The sequence below is a fragment of the Bacillus sp. FJAT-42315 genome (assembly GCF_002797375.1).
Lineage (GTDB): Bacteria > Bacillota > Bacilli > Bacillales > Domibacillaceae > Bacillus_CE.
Genome location: NZ_KZ454941.1, coordinates 2,932,118 through 2,949,631, shown reverse-complemented (window position 1 = coordinate 2,949,631; position 17,514 = coordinate 2,932,118). Strand labels below are relative to the sequence as shown.

The window sequence follows — 17,514 nt, the reverse complement described above, 5'->3', positions numbered from 1 at the left end:
TTGTGACTATTGTCGATGATCATTTAATTAAACAAGCGATTGAAGATCGACGTCATTTTCATCAATATCCTGAATTATCCGGAGAAGAGTATGAAACAAATGCATTCATTCGCAAGCGATTAGAATCCTTAAATATCGAACTATTAGATTATCAGCCGCCTAGTGTGGTTGGTTTTATAAAAGGAACAAAAGGTGATAAGACGATTGCTTTACGAGCAGATATAGATGCTTTGGCGATCACGGAGGAAGGGGATCAACCGTATATTTCCAAGCGTCCTGGAGTTGCTCATATGTGTGGGCATGATGGACATACAGCGGTGTTGCTTGCCGTGGCGGAGTGGCTGTCTAATCATAGAAAAGAAATTGAACCAAATGTTGTGCTTATTTTTCAATCAGCTGAAGAAATTACTCCTAGTGGAGCAGACGCACTCGTCAAGCAAGGGGTGTTAGATCATATTGATGTGATCTTTGGGTTGCATTTATGGCAAGGGCTTGAAAAAGGAAAAATTGGTCTGACTCATGGGCCGATGATGGCCTCAATTGATGACTTTGAAATAGTGATTGAAGGTTCTGGTGGTCATGGATCCATGCCGCATGAGACAGTCGATCCCATTTATGTAGCTACTCACGTCATTCAATCTTTGCAAAGTATTGTCAGTCGTAAGCTGAATCCTATTGATGCTGGTGTGATCACCGTTGGGAAAATTGAAGCAGGATCGACCTATAACATTATTCCGAACACAGCGAAATTGATTGGAACGATTCGAGCATTAACTCCGAGAGCAGTGAAGACGATTCAGGAGCAAACAGTCCAACTTACAGAAGGGATTTGTTACGCATTTGGTGCAAAGGCTCATATTGACTTTATCTATGGTACACCACCGCTTGTGAATCATCCGAAAGAATCGCAGTTTGTTGAATCTGTTATTCGTGAGTCATTTGGTGAGGACGTATTTGAGTTAATTGAGCCGGTAATGGGAGGGGAGGATTTCTCCTATTATTTGCAGCAAAAGCCAGGAGCGTTTATTTTTGTCGGCATGGGTGGGGAAAAAAGTGCGTATCCACACCACCATCCTCGATTCGATATTGATGAAGACGTCATTCCAGATGCTATTAAATTATTTATTGATATTGTCAAAAATTATAATTAATGAAGGAGCCTGTTCATCACATGAAAATTAAAAAAATAGATGTATTTGCTGCTCGTTTACCATTGAAAGAGCCGTTTATTATCTCTTATCTTCGGTTAGATGATATGCCAACCGTTCTGACACGAGTAGAAACAGAAAACGGCCTAGTTGGTTGGGGAGAGGCTGTGCCAGATCCGATTGTGACCGGAGAAACATGGGAAAGCACGTATCAAGTGATTCAAAATGAATTAGCTCCACTATTAATCAATGAAAGTCCATTCTCTATCGATCGTATCCATAGAAAGTTTAATGAAACAGTCTCAGAGGTTCCTTCGGCAAAGGCCGCTTTAGATATCGCATTATATGATTTAATGGGGAAAATGACAGGACAACCTGTCTATCAGTTAATTGGCGGAAAAGCCCATGAGGAATTACAAGTTCCTCAAGTAATCAGTATTAAAGATCCTGCCGTTATGGCAGAGGATGCGCGCAACTATGTGGCCGCGGGTTGTCGCAATATCAAAATTAAAGTAGGAACGAATGCTAAGGTAGACATTCAACGGATTCAAGCAGTGAGAAAGGCGATTGGTGCGAATGTTCAATTAAGAGTCGATGCTAACCAAGGGTGGAGTCGAATTGAAGCGTTGAAAGTGATTCGTGAAACGGTTGACTGTGACGTGGATTGGTATGAACAACCTGTCAAAGCGCATGATTTAAAATCGATGAAGGAAATAAGATCCGTTTCTCCTGCGAGCATTATGGTAGATGAAGGTGTGCATAACATTCACGATTTAGTAGACGTCATCGAGATGAGAGCAGCTGATATGCTCAACATTAAGCTGATGAAATCTGGCGGCATTTATCCAGCTTTAGCGTTAGCTAATTTAGCGGATGCGGCGGATATGCCATGTCAAATCGGCTCGATGGTAGAGTCAGCGATTGGTACAATGGCTGGTGCTCACCTCGCCATGGCTAAGTCTATTATCGAAACAAATGAAATGGTCGGTCCGCAAATGTTTTCAAAAGATGTGGCAAAAGTAACTTTTAAAGGAGATGTTCTTCAACTCAGTGATCAACCAGGGCTTGGCATTGAAGTGGATGAAGATTTCGTGAAAGAGATTACATGTTTTTCCTGTGAAGTTCAATAAGTCCTGAAGGTTCTTTGAGTTTTTTCTCAAAGAGCCTTTTTATTTTTCAAAGAAAAATTAGACTTAATGCCTATATGTATTATCTCCTATTTATTAATGAACAATAGGGCTATACATGAATCTATGCTAACGAAAGTAAAGTATCTATGTTAAAATGATTTCAGCTTTTTTAAATGGTGGTCTTAAGAAAGAGGTTGGTAACGAAATGAATGCTCACTTAAAAACAGGAGTCGCGTCTTTGCAATGGTTCTTTTTTATTTTTGCAAATACGATTGTTGTGCCGGTGTCGATTGGAACGGCATTTGATTTATCGGCGGCGGAAATTGCGATGACATTAAAGAGTTCGCTCATTGTCACTGGTATCGCTTGTGTGCTACAAGGGGTCTGGGGGCATCGCTATCCGTTAATGGAAGGGCATTCAGGCTTGATGTGGGGATTATTTTTAAACATTAGTGCGTCGGCTGCCGCTCTCAATATGGATTTACAGACGATTGGCGGGGCAATGGCAACAGGAATAATCGCTGCTGGTTTGCTGATGGTTGTGATGGGAGGACTAGGATTAGTTCCTTGGCTCAATAAAATTTTCACTCCGATGGTTATGAGTGTCTATTTATTTTTGTTAGCGATTCAACTAGTGATCATTTTCTTTGGTGGAATGCTGAAGCTAACTCCTAGCGGTGGTTTAGATATTCCAGTCAGTTTATTTTCTATCGCTATTGCTGTGCTAGTTGGAGTGTTAAAAGTGAAAGGAAAAGAAGTGCTGAGCAATTTCTCGATTTTGATCGGGATTGTAACGGGCTGGGTCTTGTATCGTTTGTTGTTTCCAGTAGAGGCGATGCCTTCGAGTGAGAACGCGGCCTTTTCACTCTTTCCTTTAGGTCAGCCCAATTTAGAGTGGGGGATTATTATTACGACGTTTGTCGCGTGTTTGCTGAATATGAGCAATACGGTTACGGCTATTCAAGCGGCGAGCTCGTTTTATAAAGAAGAACCGACTAATAAGCAATTTAATCGTTCTTTGTCTTTAACGGGTATTTATACGGTTTTGACGGCTCCTTTAGGGCTTGTTCCATACGCTCCATTTGCTTCTTCACTCGGCTTTCTTGAAAGTACGCGCATTTTTGATCGACGTCCGTTTATTATTGGTGGGGTATTTTTTAGTGTGCTCGGCTTGATTCCGGCAGCCGGTGATTTCTTTGCCACGCTACCAATTACGGTAGGGAATGCCGTTTTATTTATCGCTTATTTACAGCTGTTTGGAACGGCTTTAAAGTCTTTGCAAGGGACGGAATTCAATTCGAACACCATTTTTCGAATTGCCGTTCCTGTATTAGTAGGGATTAGTTTAATGACGATTGATCCGGCCATTTTCAGCACTTTGCCGATCTTTTTACAGCCGTTAATTTCAAACGGACTCATGGTCGGTGTGCTGCTATCGATTGGATTAGAATTATTTGTGCGTTGGGAAAAGGTATAGGTTAGGGCTGACTTTGATGTCAGCCCTTTTTTGGTTGCTTTAACATCTAGAAATTAATGGTGTTGAAGCAGCTTTTTATTGTGTGAAAAAATTTTCATGCATGGTTGGGAGTAAAATATCAGGATAGTTTTTCAAAATTTCACCTTAGTTTTAAGATTGAAAAGGAAAATATAAAGTTTGTAAAGCTGACGTTAAACAACTGTAAATCTTATTGACGATGCTTTATTGCCTAAATATAATGAAATTGCAATAGAAATTGACACGTTCCAAAAAAAGAGAGGGGGGCATAAAAACAGTAAAGTGTAGAGATTCAATAAACTATGTTTCGTCTTGATCGAATTTTTCGATACCAAATAATGTATCTTGAAAAGGAGAAAAATAATGCAAGCAAAAAAATCATTTCTACTCTTAATGGCATTTATGTTAGTAGCAAGTATTTTAGCTGGTTGTATGGGTAATAATTCAGCGGAAACAGATTCAAAAGATGAAAAAAAATCTCTTGTTATTTATTCGAACTCCTTATCTGATGGACGTGGAGATTGGTTAACTGAAAAAGCTGCTGAAGCAGGTTTTGATCTCGAGCTAGTTGAAGCTGGTGGTGGAGATCTTTTAAACCGTTTAGTTTCTGAAAAGAACAATCCTTTGGCGGATGTTGTTTTTGGATTAAATCAAATGAATTTTGAAACATTAAAGTCAAATGATTTACTGGTTCCGTTTGAACCAGAATGGACTGCTGAAACTCCGGAAAATTCAATCGATAATGCCAACTTCTATCATCCACTAGTAGAACAAAGAATTTTTATGATTTATAACAAAGATGTTTATACAGAAGAAACGGCTCCTAAAGATTGGACAGACTTAATTGAAAATGAAGAATTTAAAGGGAAATATCATGTTCCTATTAACTTAGGTGGAGGGACAAATCGCTCAGTAGTATACGGAATGTTAATGAGACATTTAGATGAAAATGGTGAGTTGGGTATATCTGGAGATGGGTGGAAAGAAATAGAGTTGTTCTTTGACAATGGATATAAAACGCCAGAAGGTGAAGATGCTAATGCAAACCTTGCTTCAGGAAAAGTGCCGATTTCTTTCATTTATTCAAGTGGTTTGCCTGGAATTGAAGAGGAATTTGGTTTTGAAGCTGGTATTGTTTCACCAGAAATTGGTGTACCAACAACAGTTGAGCAAATAGGAATCATTAATAAAGGGAAAGATCAAGATACTCTAGTAGCAGAAGAGTTCATGAATTGGTTTGGCAGTGCAGAAATTCAAGGTTCTTGGGCTGAACAATTTGGTTCTTTACCTGTAAATACAAAAGCAGTTGAAAAAGCACCAGACAGAATGAAACAAATTGGTGAAATTACAACGGTTCAAGAAATGGATTACAAGTTCATCGCTGAGCATATTGACGATTGGGTAGAGAAAATTGAATTAGAGATATTCTAATTATAAAAGTGTGTTGAATAGTCTTATGGTTAATCAAGGAAGGTAGTTTGAAGTTGTAGAACTTTTTTCTTACTCCCCCTAGTAAGAAGAAGGTATAAACCGTCGAAACCCAAAAGGGTTTGACGGTTTTCATTATGAAGGAGGATGGCATGTGATTAGATTTCAAGATATACAAGTGAAATTTGACGAGTTTGTTGCGATACAAAACTTAAATTTAGATATAAAAGAAGGTGAATTCTTTACGTTTCTAGGACCATCTGGTTGCGGGAAAACAACAACCTTACGAACATTAGTAGGCTTTCTTACTCCTACTAAAGGAAGAATCATTGTTGATGGGGAAGACATTACAAATATGCCGATTGAAAAAAGACAAATTGGAATGGTTTTTCAAAGCTATGCCTTATTTCCAACAATGTCCGTTTATGACAACATCGCTTTTGGATTAAAGGTTCAAAAGTATAAAAAAGAAGCAATAAATAAACGGGTAGAAGAATTAGCAAGAGTTGTAGATTTAACCGATGAACAACTTAAGAAAAATGTTTCAGCATTATCAGGAGGACAACAACAACGTGTGGCGATAGCAAGAGCATTGGCGCTTGCTCCAAAGATCATCGTTTTAGATGAACCACTGTCAAACTTGGATGCAAAGTTAAGGAAACAACTAAGAAAAGAACTAAAAAAATTGCAACTAGAACAAGGTATCACAACGGTTTATGTGACGCATGATCAAGAAGAAGCTTTAACATTGTCAGATCGTGTAGCGGTTTTTAATAATGGAGTTGTTGAGCAAGTAGGTACTCCTGAGGATATTTACAATCAATCCAAAACAGAGTTTGTGTGTAACTTTATAGGTGATGCCAATGCACTGAGCAAAGAAATAATAGGAGAAACCTCAAGAAAATCAGGTATCAAATTGAATCTTGATCAAAAATATTATATCCGAACAGAAAAGATAAAAACGAAAGTACTAGATCGTGATCATCAATCTGTTGCATTTCAGGCAAAGGTAGTGTCGAAAGAATTTTATGGCATATACTCTCAGTATAAATACGAAGTAATGGGTTCTACTCTTATCAATATTGAGAAAGAAGATGGCAACTTTCGATATTCTGAAGGTGACGATGTAACATTATTTATTAATCCAAAAGACATACTTCAATATTAGGAGAATAAGAATGAATAAATTTTTAAATTCTCATGTTCATAATAAGTTATACCTTTGGTTTGTGGGGATTATACTCACATGGTTCATTGCCGCATTTCTCATTCTTCCAAATACAAATATTCTTTATATGACATTCTTTCAAGATGGTTCCTTTTCTTTAGAGCCTTTTCAAAAGTTATTCTCATCTGAAAGAGCAATGAAAAGTTTAATTAATAGCTTTATATTAGGGATTACATTAGTGGTTACTGTGAACATTATTGGGGTTTTCTTAGTATTAGTCACAGATTATTTCGACATTAAAGGTGCGAAAATATTAAGGCTCGGTTATTTCACTACGCTGATTTATGGTGGAATCATCTTAGTTTTTGGTTATCAATTTATTTATGGAAGTTCAGGGTTTTTGACGACATTATTAGTGAAACTCTTTCCTCATATGAATCCAGATTGGTTTATCGGTTATCCTGCAGTTGTGTTTGTGATGACTTTTGCTTGTACGACGAATCACATTATTTTTCTTTCAAATGCGATGAAAAATATTGATTATCAAACGATTGAAGCAGCAAAAAATATGGGAGCTTCTCCTTGGACGATTTTGGTTAATATTGTTTTTCCTGTATTAAAGCCAGTTTTAGCAACTTTATCTGTATTATTATTTGCAACTGGACTTGGTGCCATGTCTGCCCCATTAATCATAGGTGGAAAAGATTTTCAAACAATCAGTCCAATGATACTTTCGTTTGCAAATAGTATGGGTTCAAGAGATCTTGCCGCATTGTTAGCAATCTTTTTGGGAGTTACACAAATTGCTTTGCTTTATGTAGTTACGAGATCAGAGAAAAAAGGTTTTTATATGTCAGTATCAAAAGTAAAAACGAAGATAGTAAAGCAAAAAATTGAAAATAAGGTTGCTAACATCATTGTCCACTTTTTTGCATATGTTCTGTTTGTGATTTATGTGTTACCAATCACAGCGGTCATTATTTTCTCATTCACCGATACATATAGCATTAGTACAGGAACACTATCGTGGAGCCATTTTACATTAGAAAATTACAAGAAAATTTTAACTGATGCTTCATCGTATGAACCATTTATTATCAGTATCATCTATGCTGGATTAACTGCAATTATAAGTGTTGCCGCCATGCTATTTATTGCTCGCTTAATCCATAAATATAATAATAAGTTAACAACATCTTTAGAGTATTTACTCCATATTCCATGGTTAATACCTGGTACTTTAATGGCATTAGGTTTAATTATGACCTATGATAAACCAATGCCTATTATGGGGAATATTGTGTTAACAGGTACATTAAGTTTGTTGTTAATCGCATATGTGCTTGAAACAACTCCGTTTACTTTGAGAATTTTGAAGGCTGCTTATTATTCATTCGATAGTTCGCTTGAGGATGCAGCAAAAAATTTAGGGGCGAGTCCTTTTTATACATTTATTCGTGTCATCGTACCTATCGTATTACCAACAGCTTTAGCTATACTCGCATTAAACTTTAATAGTAAATTAGCAGATTATGATTTAACTGTATTTTTATATCATCCATTGTATCAACCACTAGGTATTGTCATTCGAAATAATACAGATCCTACTGCCTCCATTGATGCGAAAGCAATGAATTTTGTCTATTCTGTTATTTTGATGGTGATATCTGCAGTCGTTATTTACTTTGTTTATGGTAAAGGAAGTAAAAATAAAAATATATTATAAAAGAGGTCTAATATGAATATCATCCATGAGAAACTTAAACAACATCCATTTTTAATAGCAACTCATAGAGGCAGTAGTATGGGAAATATTGTTGAAAATACGATTCCAGCTTTTTATGCAGCAGTTCAATCTAACACGGATATTTTAGAAATTGATCTTGTTCGTTCGACAGATGGAAAGTTTTATGTTTTTCATGATGGGAATGAAAAAAGACTTTTAGGTCAAGATCGTAACATTAAAACAATGGATTCAACAGAAATTGATGCCCTTAATTATCGAAATAATAACGGCTATGTTGTCAATTATAAAGTTGAGAAATTGGAAGATGTATTGAATACATTTAAAGGAGACATTCTCTTAAATTTAGATCGTTCTTGGGAATACTGGGATACACTACTTCCTTATCTGGATCAATTTGATATGCAAAATCAAATACTATTGAAATCCCCAGTTAACAAAAGCTATTTAGATAGGTTAGAGAGACATCCTGTGAAATATTTATATATGCCGATTATTAAAAAGTTATCAGAAATTAAGGAGGTTAAAGCATACAAAAATATTAATACCGTCGCTATGGAGATAATTGCTAAGGATGCTAATAGTCCACTTTTTCAAGATGAAACTATTAATAGTATAAAAGAGAAAGATTTATTAGTTTGGATAAATGCGATCAAATTGGATGAAGATATTATTTTATACGCAGGATTTGATGACGATACTTCGATTATAAAAGGACCTGAATATGGATGGCAGAAGCTTGTCGATAAAGGTGCCGATATGATTCAAACAGATTGGCCAAGTCCTTTACATCATTTTAGAGAAAAATTTAAGCTTACTAAGTAATGGTAAGCTTTTTGACGGGAAAAGAGGAGGTAACATGGAAGACTTACAAAAAGTACATTCGCAAATTGTAGCATGGTTAAACGAAATAGTTCCAATGATTAAACGTTCTTTATCTGAAGATTTAGCGATTGAAACAAAGTTAAATCATAAGGATCTAGTGACGGATATCGATAAAAAAGTTCAAGATTTTTTTATTCAAAAAATTACCGAAGCATATCCGACTCATTTGATTGTCGGAGAAGAATCTCCAGAATTGAAGATAAGCGATGATAGGGAGCATGTGTGGATCATTGATCCAATTGACGGTACAGCAAATTTTGTAAAACAACAAGATCATTTTTGTATTTTGGTTGCTTATTATGAAGGTGATGTTGGAAAGTTAGGTTATATATTTGATGTTATGAATGACGATTTATATTATGCAATTGAAAATAAAGGGGCTTTTTTAAACGATCAAAAATTATTACCGCCTGAAGAGATTCCGTTACGAGAAGGGCTTATTTCAGCTGATGTTCGAGAGTGGTATGGAAAAGAATGTTTTGGAAGGTTAGCAGAGGAATCTTTTGATATTCGCTATTTTGGTTGTGGAGGTATTGATAGCATCCATGTCATCAATGGTAAGTTTGCGGCTTTCGTAACATCAAAAGCCGGCCCTTGGGATTTAGCGGCCCAACTTGTTTTTGCCAAAGAGTTAGGTTTGAAAGTTTCTCATTTTGATGGTAGTGAGTTACATTATTTAGATTGCGGAGATTGGGTACTCTCTAATAAGGGAGCCTATAGTGAGCTATTAAATATTCTAAAAGGATGGAATTGTTAATTTTATGTATGTTTTTATCAAATATTACAAAAAAACAGTGATGTTTGCTAAAATCAAGACAACCTTTTCGTTTTTTAGGAGTGGAAAAGATGGTAACGATATTAGATATTGCGAAAGCAGCCGGTGTATCGCACGGAACGGTTTCAAATGTGTTAAATGGTAAAGGGAATGTAAGTTCTAAAAAAATGGAACTTGTTCTGAAAACTGCTGAAGAATTAGGATATAATCTCAACAATAATGCTAAGTTATTACGCTCAGGTAAAAGCCAAACCATTATTATTATTTTACCAACGATTTCTTTCGGTGAGTATGCTGCATTTTATGAAAGTGCCTTAAGAGAAGCAACTTCCAGAGATTATCAAATTAAATTATATTGCACATATGACAATCCAATTAAAGAATTGGAAATCATTAAAGAAATCATTAAAGAAAGGCCTTCAGGTATTATTACAGTTTCCTCTTTAGAGAATGCTGATGAATACTATGATCAACTTCCCGTTAATAAAAGTGACATTATTTTTTTAAATCGTCATGTAAAAAACGCTTTAGAGTTCATCTCGTTTGATTTCAAGCGAGCAGGTACGGACGTTGCAGATTATATCAATCATTTGAATGTGAATACGATTGGTGTTTTTACAGATGAAGATAAATATTCAAATGAAAGTGACTTTATTTCAACCCTTTTGAATCAAGTAAATCATAAAAATATAATAATCTCTCAGTCGAATATGGCGCATGAGTATGAACATGCCTTCGAATTAGTGCGAGATACGTCCTTTGATTGCATCATTACTACAAATGTTTCGAAAGCAGTTAAGCTAGTAAAGGCTTATCATTATGGATCAACCAAACCGTTACCTAAATTAATCGCTTTGGCACCCTTTAAAAATACATATAGCAATGAAATTCTTTACTATTTTCAAGATTACGGATATGCGGGAGAAAACGTTGTTAAGAAAATCGTTCTTAATATTAATTTAAAAGATAAAAGCCACTCAAAAACATATCAAAATATTGGGTTTTTAGACAAAGGTGTTAACTTCCAGAAATATGATTCGCAAATTAACATGCTAACAATCGAATCACCAACGACTAAAGCATTAATGAAAATTATTCCGCACTTTGAAAAGAACACTAATATTCATGTCAACTTAGATATAAAAAAGACGAATGAAATATTTGATATTATTAAAGATGATGATAAATGGAAGAGCTATGACATTATACGTTTAGATGTTGTAGGGTTATCTTGGTATGGTCAAAAGATCTTTAAACAATTACAAGGCTTAGATAAAAAGCTAGATCGCGTATTAGATCATTTACCGTATTTCTTAAAAGACTATTATGCGAATATTAATGATGTAACCTATGCTCTACCATTTGATATAAGTATCCAGATGTTATTCTATCGAAAGGATATATTTGGGGACGAGATTGTAAAAAGGAAATATTTTGAGAAAACGAAAACAGAATTGAAGATGCCGACGAATTTTGATACGTATAATGAAATCTTGAAGTTTTTTAATGAAAGTGATTTTGATTTATTAAAAGAAGTCCATGGAGCTTCAATGATAACGGGGAATGCAGGCACCATCGCTGCAGAATATTTACTTCGATACTATTCTCTTAAAGGGACCCTGCTTAATCAATCTGAAATAAAATTAGATACGGACATTGCAAAAGCTGCGATGAAATTATTATATGAAAATTATCGAAATTCTAAAGTTGTCGACACGAATTGGTGGGGAGAAGAAGTGAAAGCCTTTGTAGCTGGAAAATCTGCAATGGTAATAGGATTTATGAACCACTTATCTGTTGTCTCTCAAAGTAATATTAAAGACTCTATTGGAATTGCAAATGTACCTGGAGATATTCCTTTATTAGGTGGAGGTATTTTAGGGATAACGAAAAAAACAACTAACTTAAATGAAAGTATCGAATTTTTTAATTGGCTAAATAGCAATGAAATTTCAGAGCAAATCACTTTATTGGGTGGAAACACAGCAAGTGATTTCCTAGCTAATAGTTCAGTCGTACATACGATGTATCCTTGGCTAAATAAAGCGAAACAGACCATTATGAATGGAAAACGAGAAAATACGTTTGAAAACGGACAAAGTATAGATATCAAGCAAGCGGAAGAAATAATTGGAAAGTATATACTTAAAATGCTAGAGGAGGGAGACCCTGATTTTGATTGTTATGTAGAGTTAATCAATGAAGAACTTGCGATGAAAAATGAAGAATTGATTACTCAACTTTGATTGAATGGATTTAAAATCACAGTTTTTCGAATCGCTGTTCTTGATCGGATTAGAATTATTTGTGCATTGGGAAAAAGTATAGGTTAGGGCTGACTTTGATGTCAGCCCTTTTTTGTGTAAATATCTTGTAGCGCGGCATCGATATCAGGAAATCGAAACGTAAACTGGTGAGTGAGTAATTTTTCCGGGAGAACTTTTTGTCCATCTAGGACGAGTGTGCTCATTTCACCGAGGATGATTTTTAAAGCGATACTTGGAACGAATAGCCAATGTGGTCGATGGAGTGTTTTGGCGAGTGATCTTCCTAGTTGATCCATCATTTTTGGCGTTGGAGCAGTAACATTAAGAGGACCGTGAATATCTTTGTTTTCAATGGCAAATAAAATCGCTCTGGCCACGTCGGTAAGATGAATCCACGACATCCATTGTTTACCTGATCCGATTTTTCCTCCGGCGAATAGCTGATAAGGCAAAGCCATGCGTGGAAGAGCCCCATCTTCTTTCCCGAGAATGACACCGAAGCGAGTAAGAACGGTTCGAATTCCGATCTCTTCTGCTTGTTGAGCGGTCTCTTCCCAAAGCTTCACGGTATGAGCGAGAAAGCCGGTGCCGACAGTTTTGGATGCTTCAGTAAATGTTTCGGTGTTTGAAATAGGGTAATAGCCAATTGCGCTGGCATTGACAAATACTTCTGGCTTATTTGGAAGCTGTTTCATAATGCGGATCATTTCGGTCGTGGAAGAAATCCGGCTATCCAAAATTCGCTGCTTTCTTTCCTTCGTCCACCGTCCGCTATTTAATGATTCACCTGCTAAATTAATGAACACTTTGACGTCTTGCAGGTCATGTTCTGGTGTTGCATCAGCGGTCATCCATTTAACGTATTTTTTATGCTCTGTGTTGGTTTTTCCGTTCGTATTCCGTGTTAAGATGTAGACATCATATCCATTTTTCAATAGCTCAGCTGTTAATGCTTTACCGACAAACCCGGTTCCTCCAGCAATCGCTACCTTCATGTTATTCCCCCCCTATTTTCTTTCTATTTTACCTGTTCATGGTCTTATAAAACATTTTCGATGTGTTAAAGTGAAGGAAGAGGTGATCATATGGTTATTATTACGAAAATATCTCAACAGGAAAAGCGGAAGGACCGCTACAATATTTTTTTAAACGAAGAGTACGCTTTTAGTGTGGATGAATCAGTATTCATTCGCTTTCAGTTGAAAAAGGGGATGGAGTTGAGCAAGGATGAGATCGATGTAATTGCTCACCAAGATGGTATTCAAAAAGGGCTAAATACAGCGATTCACTTTTTATCGATTCGAATGAGATCAGAGAAGGAGGTACGCGATTACTTACAGAAAAAAGAGATCGAGCTTGAAGCAATTGAAGAAGTTATCCGTTCGCTTCATCGACTGAGTTATTTAGACGATGCTCAATTTGCTAAAGCTTACGTGAACACACAAATTAATACGACTGATAAAGGTCCAGGCGTGATCCGACGTGAGCTAAAGGAGAAGGGGATACAAGAAAAATGGATAGAAGAGGTGCTTTCATCGTTTGATTTCAGTAGTCAACTTGAAAAAGCGACGGCTCTCGCTGAGAAGTATCGAAAAAAATATAGAAAAGAATCATTCGTTATTCAAAAGCAGAAAATAGAACAAGCTTTAATGAGAAAAGGTTATGGCTGGGACGTCATTCAAGAGGCGGTGGTTGCTGAGCAGGCAAGCGAGGATGAAGAGCAACAGGAAGCGTTAATGTATCAAGTAGAAAAAGCCCACCGCAAGTATAGTAAATACACAGGCGGTGAGTATAGGCAAAAGATGAAGCAGTCGCTTTATCGGAAAGGCTTTGCTATTAGTGACATTGAAAAGGCGATGGAGCGGCTAGAACAGGATTAATTAGATTCGATCATGATTTCGGTTTTTTCTGCTGCTTCCACGACAATTTTCTGTGCGACTTCGGCTGCCTTCTTTAGACGGGATGCATCCGTAATATGAGTGGAGTGCTCCCAAAACGGTGTGTTCATGCCACCCATATAAGCGGCCACAAATTTGATGCTGCTGTCTGCAAATTCTTGTTGCATACTTTGGGTGAATCCACGCAACGCAAATTTACTAGCACTGTAAATCGCTTCATTTTTCTTTCCACGTAGGCCGGCTGTCGAAATAATATTGATCACTCGTCCATTTTCACTCATTAATGGCAAAAAGGCTTTTGTCATCATAATCGGGGCGTACACATTTGTTTCAAAAGTTGTTTCGAGATCATCGGGATCAATTTCTTCAAAAGGTCCAAATATTCCGATGCCAGCATTATTAATGAGAAATTCGACTTTTTTTGCACTCGTCTGAAAGTGTTGTGCCAAACGTTCAATTTCTGCAGGATTTCGCAAATCCAATTGATAAACGGAAGCTAGTCCTTCTGTAGATTCTATTTCTTGTTTGACTGCCGCTAATTTTTCCGCGTAGCGGCCAATAATATGAACATGATACCCTTTTTGACTATAAATCAATGCTAATTCTTTACCAAGGCCAGAGCCGCCGCCAGTAATTACACAGTTTTTCAATTGTTTCATCCTTTCAGACTTTCTAATATCTTGTTCTTTTAATATACTTAAGGAAAAAAGGGGTTGCAACTAGTGGAAGCAGAAAAACGTTACAGTGAGATGACAGAATTCGAGTTAAAGCAAGAAATTTCACGTTTAAAAGAAAAAGCAAGAAAAGCGGAACAGTTAGGGATCGTCAATGAATTTGCTGTTCTTGAGAGAAAAGCGGTCATGGCCCAAGCGTATTTAATGAACCCAGACGATTTTGAACCAGGGAAAATGTATGAAATTATCGGTGCACCAGGAAGCTATTTTAAAATTGATTATATGAATGGTGTGTTCGCTTGGGGGTATCGTTTGGATGGGAACGGGAAAGAAGAAGGGTTGCCGATCTCGATGTTGAAAGAAACAGAACGATTAGAAAATTGAGGTGAAAGCAATGGAAGAAATATTTGAAAGATTGACGACGATGTTACTCGATAAAAATGATCGTTTATCTCATGCCCGAGCGAGAACTTGGGTCGAGTTGCTTTGGGAAGACTTCGAAGTTACTTATGCCAAGGCTGGTCATGACTACCAAGGAAAAGAAATGACCGAGAAAGTCGTCCGCCAATGGATCGAAAACTACGGTAGCCGTCTTCATGAATTTGCCGGCCGCTATGAAAAATACAAACATCTACTTAATGACGAGCAAGATGTGAAACATTAAAAACCTGCTGTGGCAGGTTTTTTGCTATTGGTGAGGGGAAAGTGGTCACTCAGTAAAAATTGCACATGATTCAGTAGATCCGCTTGATGATTTCTCGAAAATCGTAGAAAAGTCAGCAAAAAAGCCTGCACAACTTCTGTGCAGGCTCCCCTTAATTCGATCCAGGAACAAATTCTAATTTTTTTCTCAGTTTTTCTTCGCTGAAAATCCAGCCAGTGTAGGACCCAACAATTTGATAATCAAGGTCAAGCTGAACAACGGCGACGAATGGATAGTAGCCATTGTTTCGGTAACGAAGGTCGATAAATTTAACCTCGTAGCAGTCGTCATATTCAGCGACTTCCCAGCGATAGACTGGGGAGAAGTGGAGAAATGCATCCAAGTTTGGATCTTGCTTCGCCGCTTGAAAAAGTGGGCTATCTGGTATTGGTACTCGTTTGTATTTATCAAGAATCGTAACGGAGCGACGATACCCTCTGGCAACATAAAAGTGAGTCGGTGTTTTCACGGCAATTCTCCAAAGGTTAAAGCGAATCGTTGGTGCGATAATTACTTCTTCTGCATCGGGAATTAATCGATGTACGGCATTTCGCACAGCTCCTTGCATTTGAAAGCGTAATATATAGTATCCGATCAATACGAGATAGATCGTGATAAAAGTGTATCCCGGGTGGAACCCAATCGCCCAAAGAACAAGTCCAATGACATGGACGGAAAAAATAAAAGGATCAAACGTATTAATCACGCCTAAAGCGAGCCATTTAGAAGAAAAAGGTCTGAGTGCTTGGGTGCCATAAGCGTTAAAGATATCAACAAAGACATGCAGAAAGACGGCTAATTGTGTCCATAGCCATAAATGCAATAGGTTGCTTTCTGGCATGAAGAAGGAGAGCACAGCTACAATCAGGGCTGGCCATAGGAGCACAGCTGGAATGGAGTGAGTCGCTCCTCGGTGATTTCGAATGTAGACAGCGTTATTTCTAAGCTTTAATATGGTATCTATATCAGGGGCTTGAGAGCCGATGACGACGGCTGTTAATACGGCATATTTTGTCACCGGGTCAACAGCAACGACAGGATCAAGGGTAGACAAGCCTCCTAAGGCAAATCCCATGACAATATGAGTTCCAGTATCCAAACAAGGTACCTCCTTATAGTAGGATGCAAATAAAATGGTATCTTTCTTATCTTTATTTTAACATTTTCGGAGGTTAATTGTGAATTTTCCATCATTAAAATCATTATCAAATGTAGATATTGAACAATTTCAACATGATTTAATCTCGTGGTATGAAGCTGAAAAGAGAGACTTGCCGTGGAGGAAAGATCAGGACCCTTACAAAGTATGGGTGTCGGAAATTATGCTGCAGCAAACGCGGGTCGATACAGTAATTCCTTACTTTAATAACTTTGTTGGTAAGTTTCCAACGATTGAAGCGTTGGCGGATGCGGAAGAAGAAGCGGTGTTAAAAGCATGGGAAGGACTCGGCTATTATTCGCGTGTGCGTAATTTGCAAACAGCGGTGCGTGAAGTCAAAGAGCAATATGGTGGGAAAGTGCCAAACACGAAAGAAGAAATTTCTTCGTTAAAAGGAGTAGGCCCTTACACTAGTGGCGCGATTTTAAGCATTGCTTACGGTGTACCGGAGCCCGCTGTCGATGGCAATGTAATGAGGGTGATCTCACGTATTTTATCGATTTGGGACGATATTGCGAAAGCTTCTTCGAGAAAGATATTTGAAGAAGCGGTACGGCAGTTGATTTCTAAAGAAGATCCCTCTTCGTTTAATCAAGCTTTAATGGAGCTTGGTGCGTTAATTTGTACCCCGACTTCACCTTCTTGTCTTCTTTGTCCCGTCCGCGATCATTGCCATGCGTTCCATGAAGGAGTCCAGCAAGAGCTGCCTGTGAAAACAAAAAAGAAAAACATGAGGCATGTTCACCTAGGGGCGGCTGTGATTGAAACAGACGAAGGAGATGCTCTAATTCAAAAGCGGCCGGAGACAGGATTGCTTGCTAATTTATGGGAATTTCCGAACGTCGAGTTAAGCGGAGCCGGAAATCCGAAAATGGAGCTTGAGTTATTTTTCCGTCAAGAATATGGCATAGATGTTGAGTTGCAAGCGGAATCGATTGCGAAAATCCAGCATGTTTTTTCTCATTTAACATGGAATATTGATGTGTATTATGGAAAGATCAAAAAATCACCCGTCACTAAAGAAAATAGTCAATGGGTGA

At 37.4% G+C, this 17,514-nt stretch carries 16 protein-coding genes; 13 read left to right on the top strand and 3 right to left on the bottom strand.

Features of this window, described 5'->3' with window-relative positions:
• Positions 1-2: 2 nt before the first annotated feature.
• The 9 genes from CEF22_RS14585 to CEF22_RS14545 all read left to right on the top strand — a co-directional run bounded on the left by CEF22_RS14585 (position 3) and on the right by CEF22_RS14545 (position 12,019).
• Positions 3-1,151: a M20 metallopeptidase family protein gene (locus CEF22_RS14585; protein ID WP_100403419.1), complete on the top strand. Its 1,149-nt coding sequence runs from the start codon at positions 3-5 to the stop codon at positions 1,149-1,151.
• A 20-nt stretch (positions 1,152-1,171) separates the two neighbouring features.
• Positions 1,172-2,278, top strand: coding sequence for a mandelate racemase/muconate lactonizing enzyme family protein (locus tag CEF22_RS14580; RefSeq protein WP_100403418.1), 1,107 nt, complete (start codon positions 1,172-1,174; stop codon positions 2,276-2,278).
• A gap of 205 nt (positions 2,279-2,483) precedes the next feature.
• Positions 2,484-3,755 (top strand): uracil/xanthine transporter, encoded by a 1,272-nt coding sequence (locus tag CEF22_RS14575; RefSeq protein WP_100403417.1) that lies wholly within the window; start codon positions 2,484-2,486, stop codon positions 3,753-3,755.
• A 381-nt stretch (positions 3,756-4,136) separates the two neighbouring features.
• Entirely contained in the window at positions 4,137-5,204 is a 1,068-nt protein-coding gene (locus tag CEF22_RS14570) for an extracellular solute-binding protein (RefSeq protein ID WP_100403416.1), read from the top strand.
• A 151-nt stretch (positions 5,205-5,355) separates the two neighbouring features.
• Positions 5,356-6,369 (top strand): ABC transporter ATP-binding protein, encoded by a 1,014-nt coding sequence (locus CEF22_RS14565; protein ID WP_100403415.1) that lies wholly within the window; start codon positions 5,356-5,358, stop codon positions 6,367-6,369.
• 10 nt (positions 6,370-6,379) lie between these two features.
• A complete protein-coding gene (locus CEF22_RS14560) occupies positions 6,380-8,095 on the top strand; it encodes an ABC transporter permease (protein ID WP_100403414.1) in 1,716 nt (571 codons plus the stop codon).
• Positions 8,096-8,107: 12 nt separating this feature from the next.
• The gene (locus CEF22_RS14555; RefSeq protein WP_100403413.1) at positions 8,108-8,938 is read left to right on the top strand and encodes a glycerophosphodiester phosphodiesterase family protein; all 831 of its coding nucleotides are present in this window, start codon (positions 8,108-8,110) and stop codon (positions 8,936-8,938) included.
• A 34-nt stretch (positions 8,939-8,972) separates the two neighbouring features.
• Positions 8,973-9,755, top strand: a complete 783-nt coding sequence (locus CEF22_RS14550; RefSeq protein ID WP_100403412.1) for an inositol monophosphatase family protein — start codon at positions 8,973-8,975, stop codon at positions 9,753-9,755.
• An 89-nt stretch (positions 9,756-9,844) separates the two neighbouring features.
• On the top strand, positions 9,845-12,019 hold the full coding sequence (locus CEF22_RS14545) for an extracellular solute-binding protein (RefSeq protein WP_100403411.1): 2,175 nt from the start codon (positions 9,845-9,847) through the stop codon (positions 12,017-12,019).
• A gap of 101 nt (positions 12,020-12,120) precedes the next feature.
• On the opposite strand, the gene CEF22_RS14540 is transcribed toward CEF22_RS14545, so the two are convergent.
• Entirely contained in the window at positions 12,121-13,035 is a 915-nt protein-coding gene (locus CEF22_RS14540; protein ID WP_100403410.1) for a TIGR01777 family oxidoreductase, read from the bottom strand.
• A 90-nt stretch (positions 13,036-13,125) separates the two neighbouring features.
• Here CEF22_RS14540 and recX point away from each other — a divergent pair, with 90 nt between their 5' ends.
• Entirely contained in the window at positions 13,126-13,920 is a 795-nt protein-coding gene (gene recX, locus CEF22_RS14535) for a recombination regulator RecX (RefSeq protein ID WP_100403409.1), read from the top strand.
• Here recX and CEF22_RS14530 read toward each other — a convergent pair.
• Positions 13,917-14,597 carry an SDR family NAD(P)-dependent oxidoreductase gene (locus tag CEF22_RS14530; RefSeq protein WP_442857373.1) on the bottom strand — a complete coding sequence of 227 codons (681 nt, stop codon included), beginning with the start codon at positions 14,595-14,597 and terminating at the stop codon, positions 13,917-13,919. The genes recX and CEF22_RS14530 overlap by 4 nt on opposite strands.
• 63 nt (positions 14,598-14,660) lie before the next feature.
• Here CEF22_RS14530 and CEF22_RS14525 point away from each other — a divergent pair, with 63 nt between their 5' ends.
• Both CEF22_RS14525 and CEF22_RS14520 read left to right on the top strand, forming a co-directional pair.
• Positions 14,661-14,996 (top strand): YfhH family protein, encoded by a 336-nt coding sequence (locus CEF22_RS14525; RefSeq protein ID WP_232726131.1) that lies wholly within the window; start codon positions 14,661-14,663, stop codon positions 14,994-14,996.
• A gap of 10 nt (positions 14,997-15,006) precedes the next feature.
• The gene (locus CEF22_RS14520) at positions 15,007-15,276 is read left to right on the top strand and encodes a YfhJ family protein (protein WP_100403408.1); all 270 of its coding nucleotides are present in this window, start codon (positions 15,007-15,009) and stop codon (positions 15,274-15,276) included.
• Positions 15,277-15,427: 151 nt separating this feature from the next.
• On the opposite strand, the gene CEF22_RS14515 is transcribed toward CEF22_RS14520, so the two are convergent.
• On the bottom strand, positions 15,428-16,414 hold the full coding sequence (locus CEF22_RS14515; protein WP_100403407.1) for a metal-dependent hydrolase: 987 nt from the start codon (positions 16,412-16,414) through the stop codon (positions 15,428-15,430).
• A gap of 79 nt (positions 16,415-16,493) precedes the next feature.
• On the opposite strand from CEF22_RS14515, the gene mutY reads away from it, so the two are divergent.
• Positions 16,494-17,514 (top strand): A/G-specific adenine glycosylase (gene mutY / locus CEF22_RS14510; RefSeq protein WP_100404031.1); only part of this gene is annotated, 1,021 nt, incomplete at its 3' end.

Bases quoted from the DNA above. Each gene is read 5' to 3' on its own strand.
- CEF22_RS14580 (WP_100403418.1), top strand. From the start codon at position 1,172: ATGAAAATTAAAAAAATAGATGTATTTGCTGCTCGTTTACCATTGAAA.
- CEF22_RS14575 (WP_100403417.1), top strand. From the start codon at position 2,484: ATGAATGCTCACTTAAAAACAGGAGTCGCGTCTTTGCAATGGTTCTTT.
- CEF22_RS14570 (WP_100403416.1), top strand. From the start codon at position 4,137: ATGCAAGCAAAAAAATCATTTCTACTCTTAATGGCATTTATGTTAGTA.
- CEF22_RS14560 (WP_100403414.1), top strand. From the start codon at position 6,380: ATGAATAAATTTTTAAATTCTCATGTTCATAATAAGTTATACCTTTGG.
- CEF22_RS14555 (WP_100403413.1), top strand. From the start codon at position 8,108: ATGAATATCATCCATGAGAAACTTAAACAACATCCATTTTTAATAGCA.
- CEF22_RS14550 (WP_100403412.1), top strand. From the start codon at position 8,973: ATGGAAGACTTACAAAAAGTACATTCGCAAATTGTAGCATGGTTAAAC.
- CEF22_RS14545 (WP_100403411.1), top strand. From the start codon at position 9,845: ATGGTAACGATATTAGATATTGCGAAAGCAGCCGGTGTATCGCACGGA.
- CEF22_RS14540 (WP_100403410.1), bottom strand. From the start codon at position 13,035: ATGAAGGTAGCGATTGCTGGAGGAACCGGGTTTGTCGGTAAAGCATTA.
- recX (WP_100403409.1), top strand. From the start codon at position 13,126: ATGGTTATTATTACGAAAATATCTCAACAGGAAAAGCGGAAGGACCGC.
- CEF22_RS14530 (WP_442857373.1), bottom strand. From the start codon at position 14,597: ATGAAACAATTGAAAAACTGTGTAATTACTGGCGGCGGCTCTGGCCTT.
- CEF22_RS14520 (WP_100403408.1), top strand. From the start codon at position 15,007: ATGGAAGAAATATTTGAAAGATTGACGACGATGTTACTCGATAAAAAT.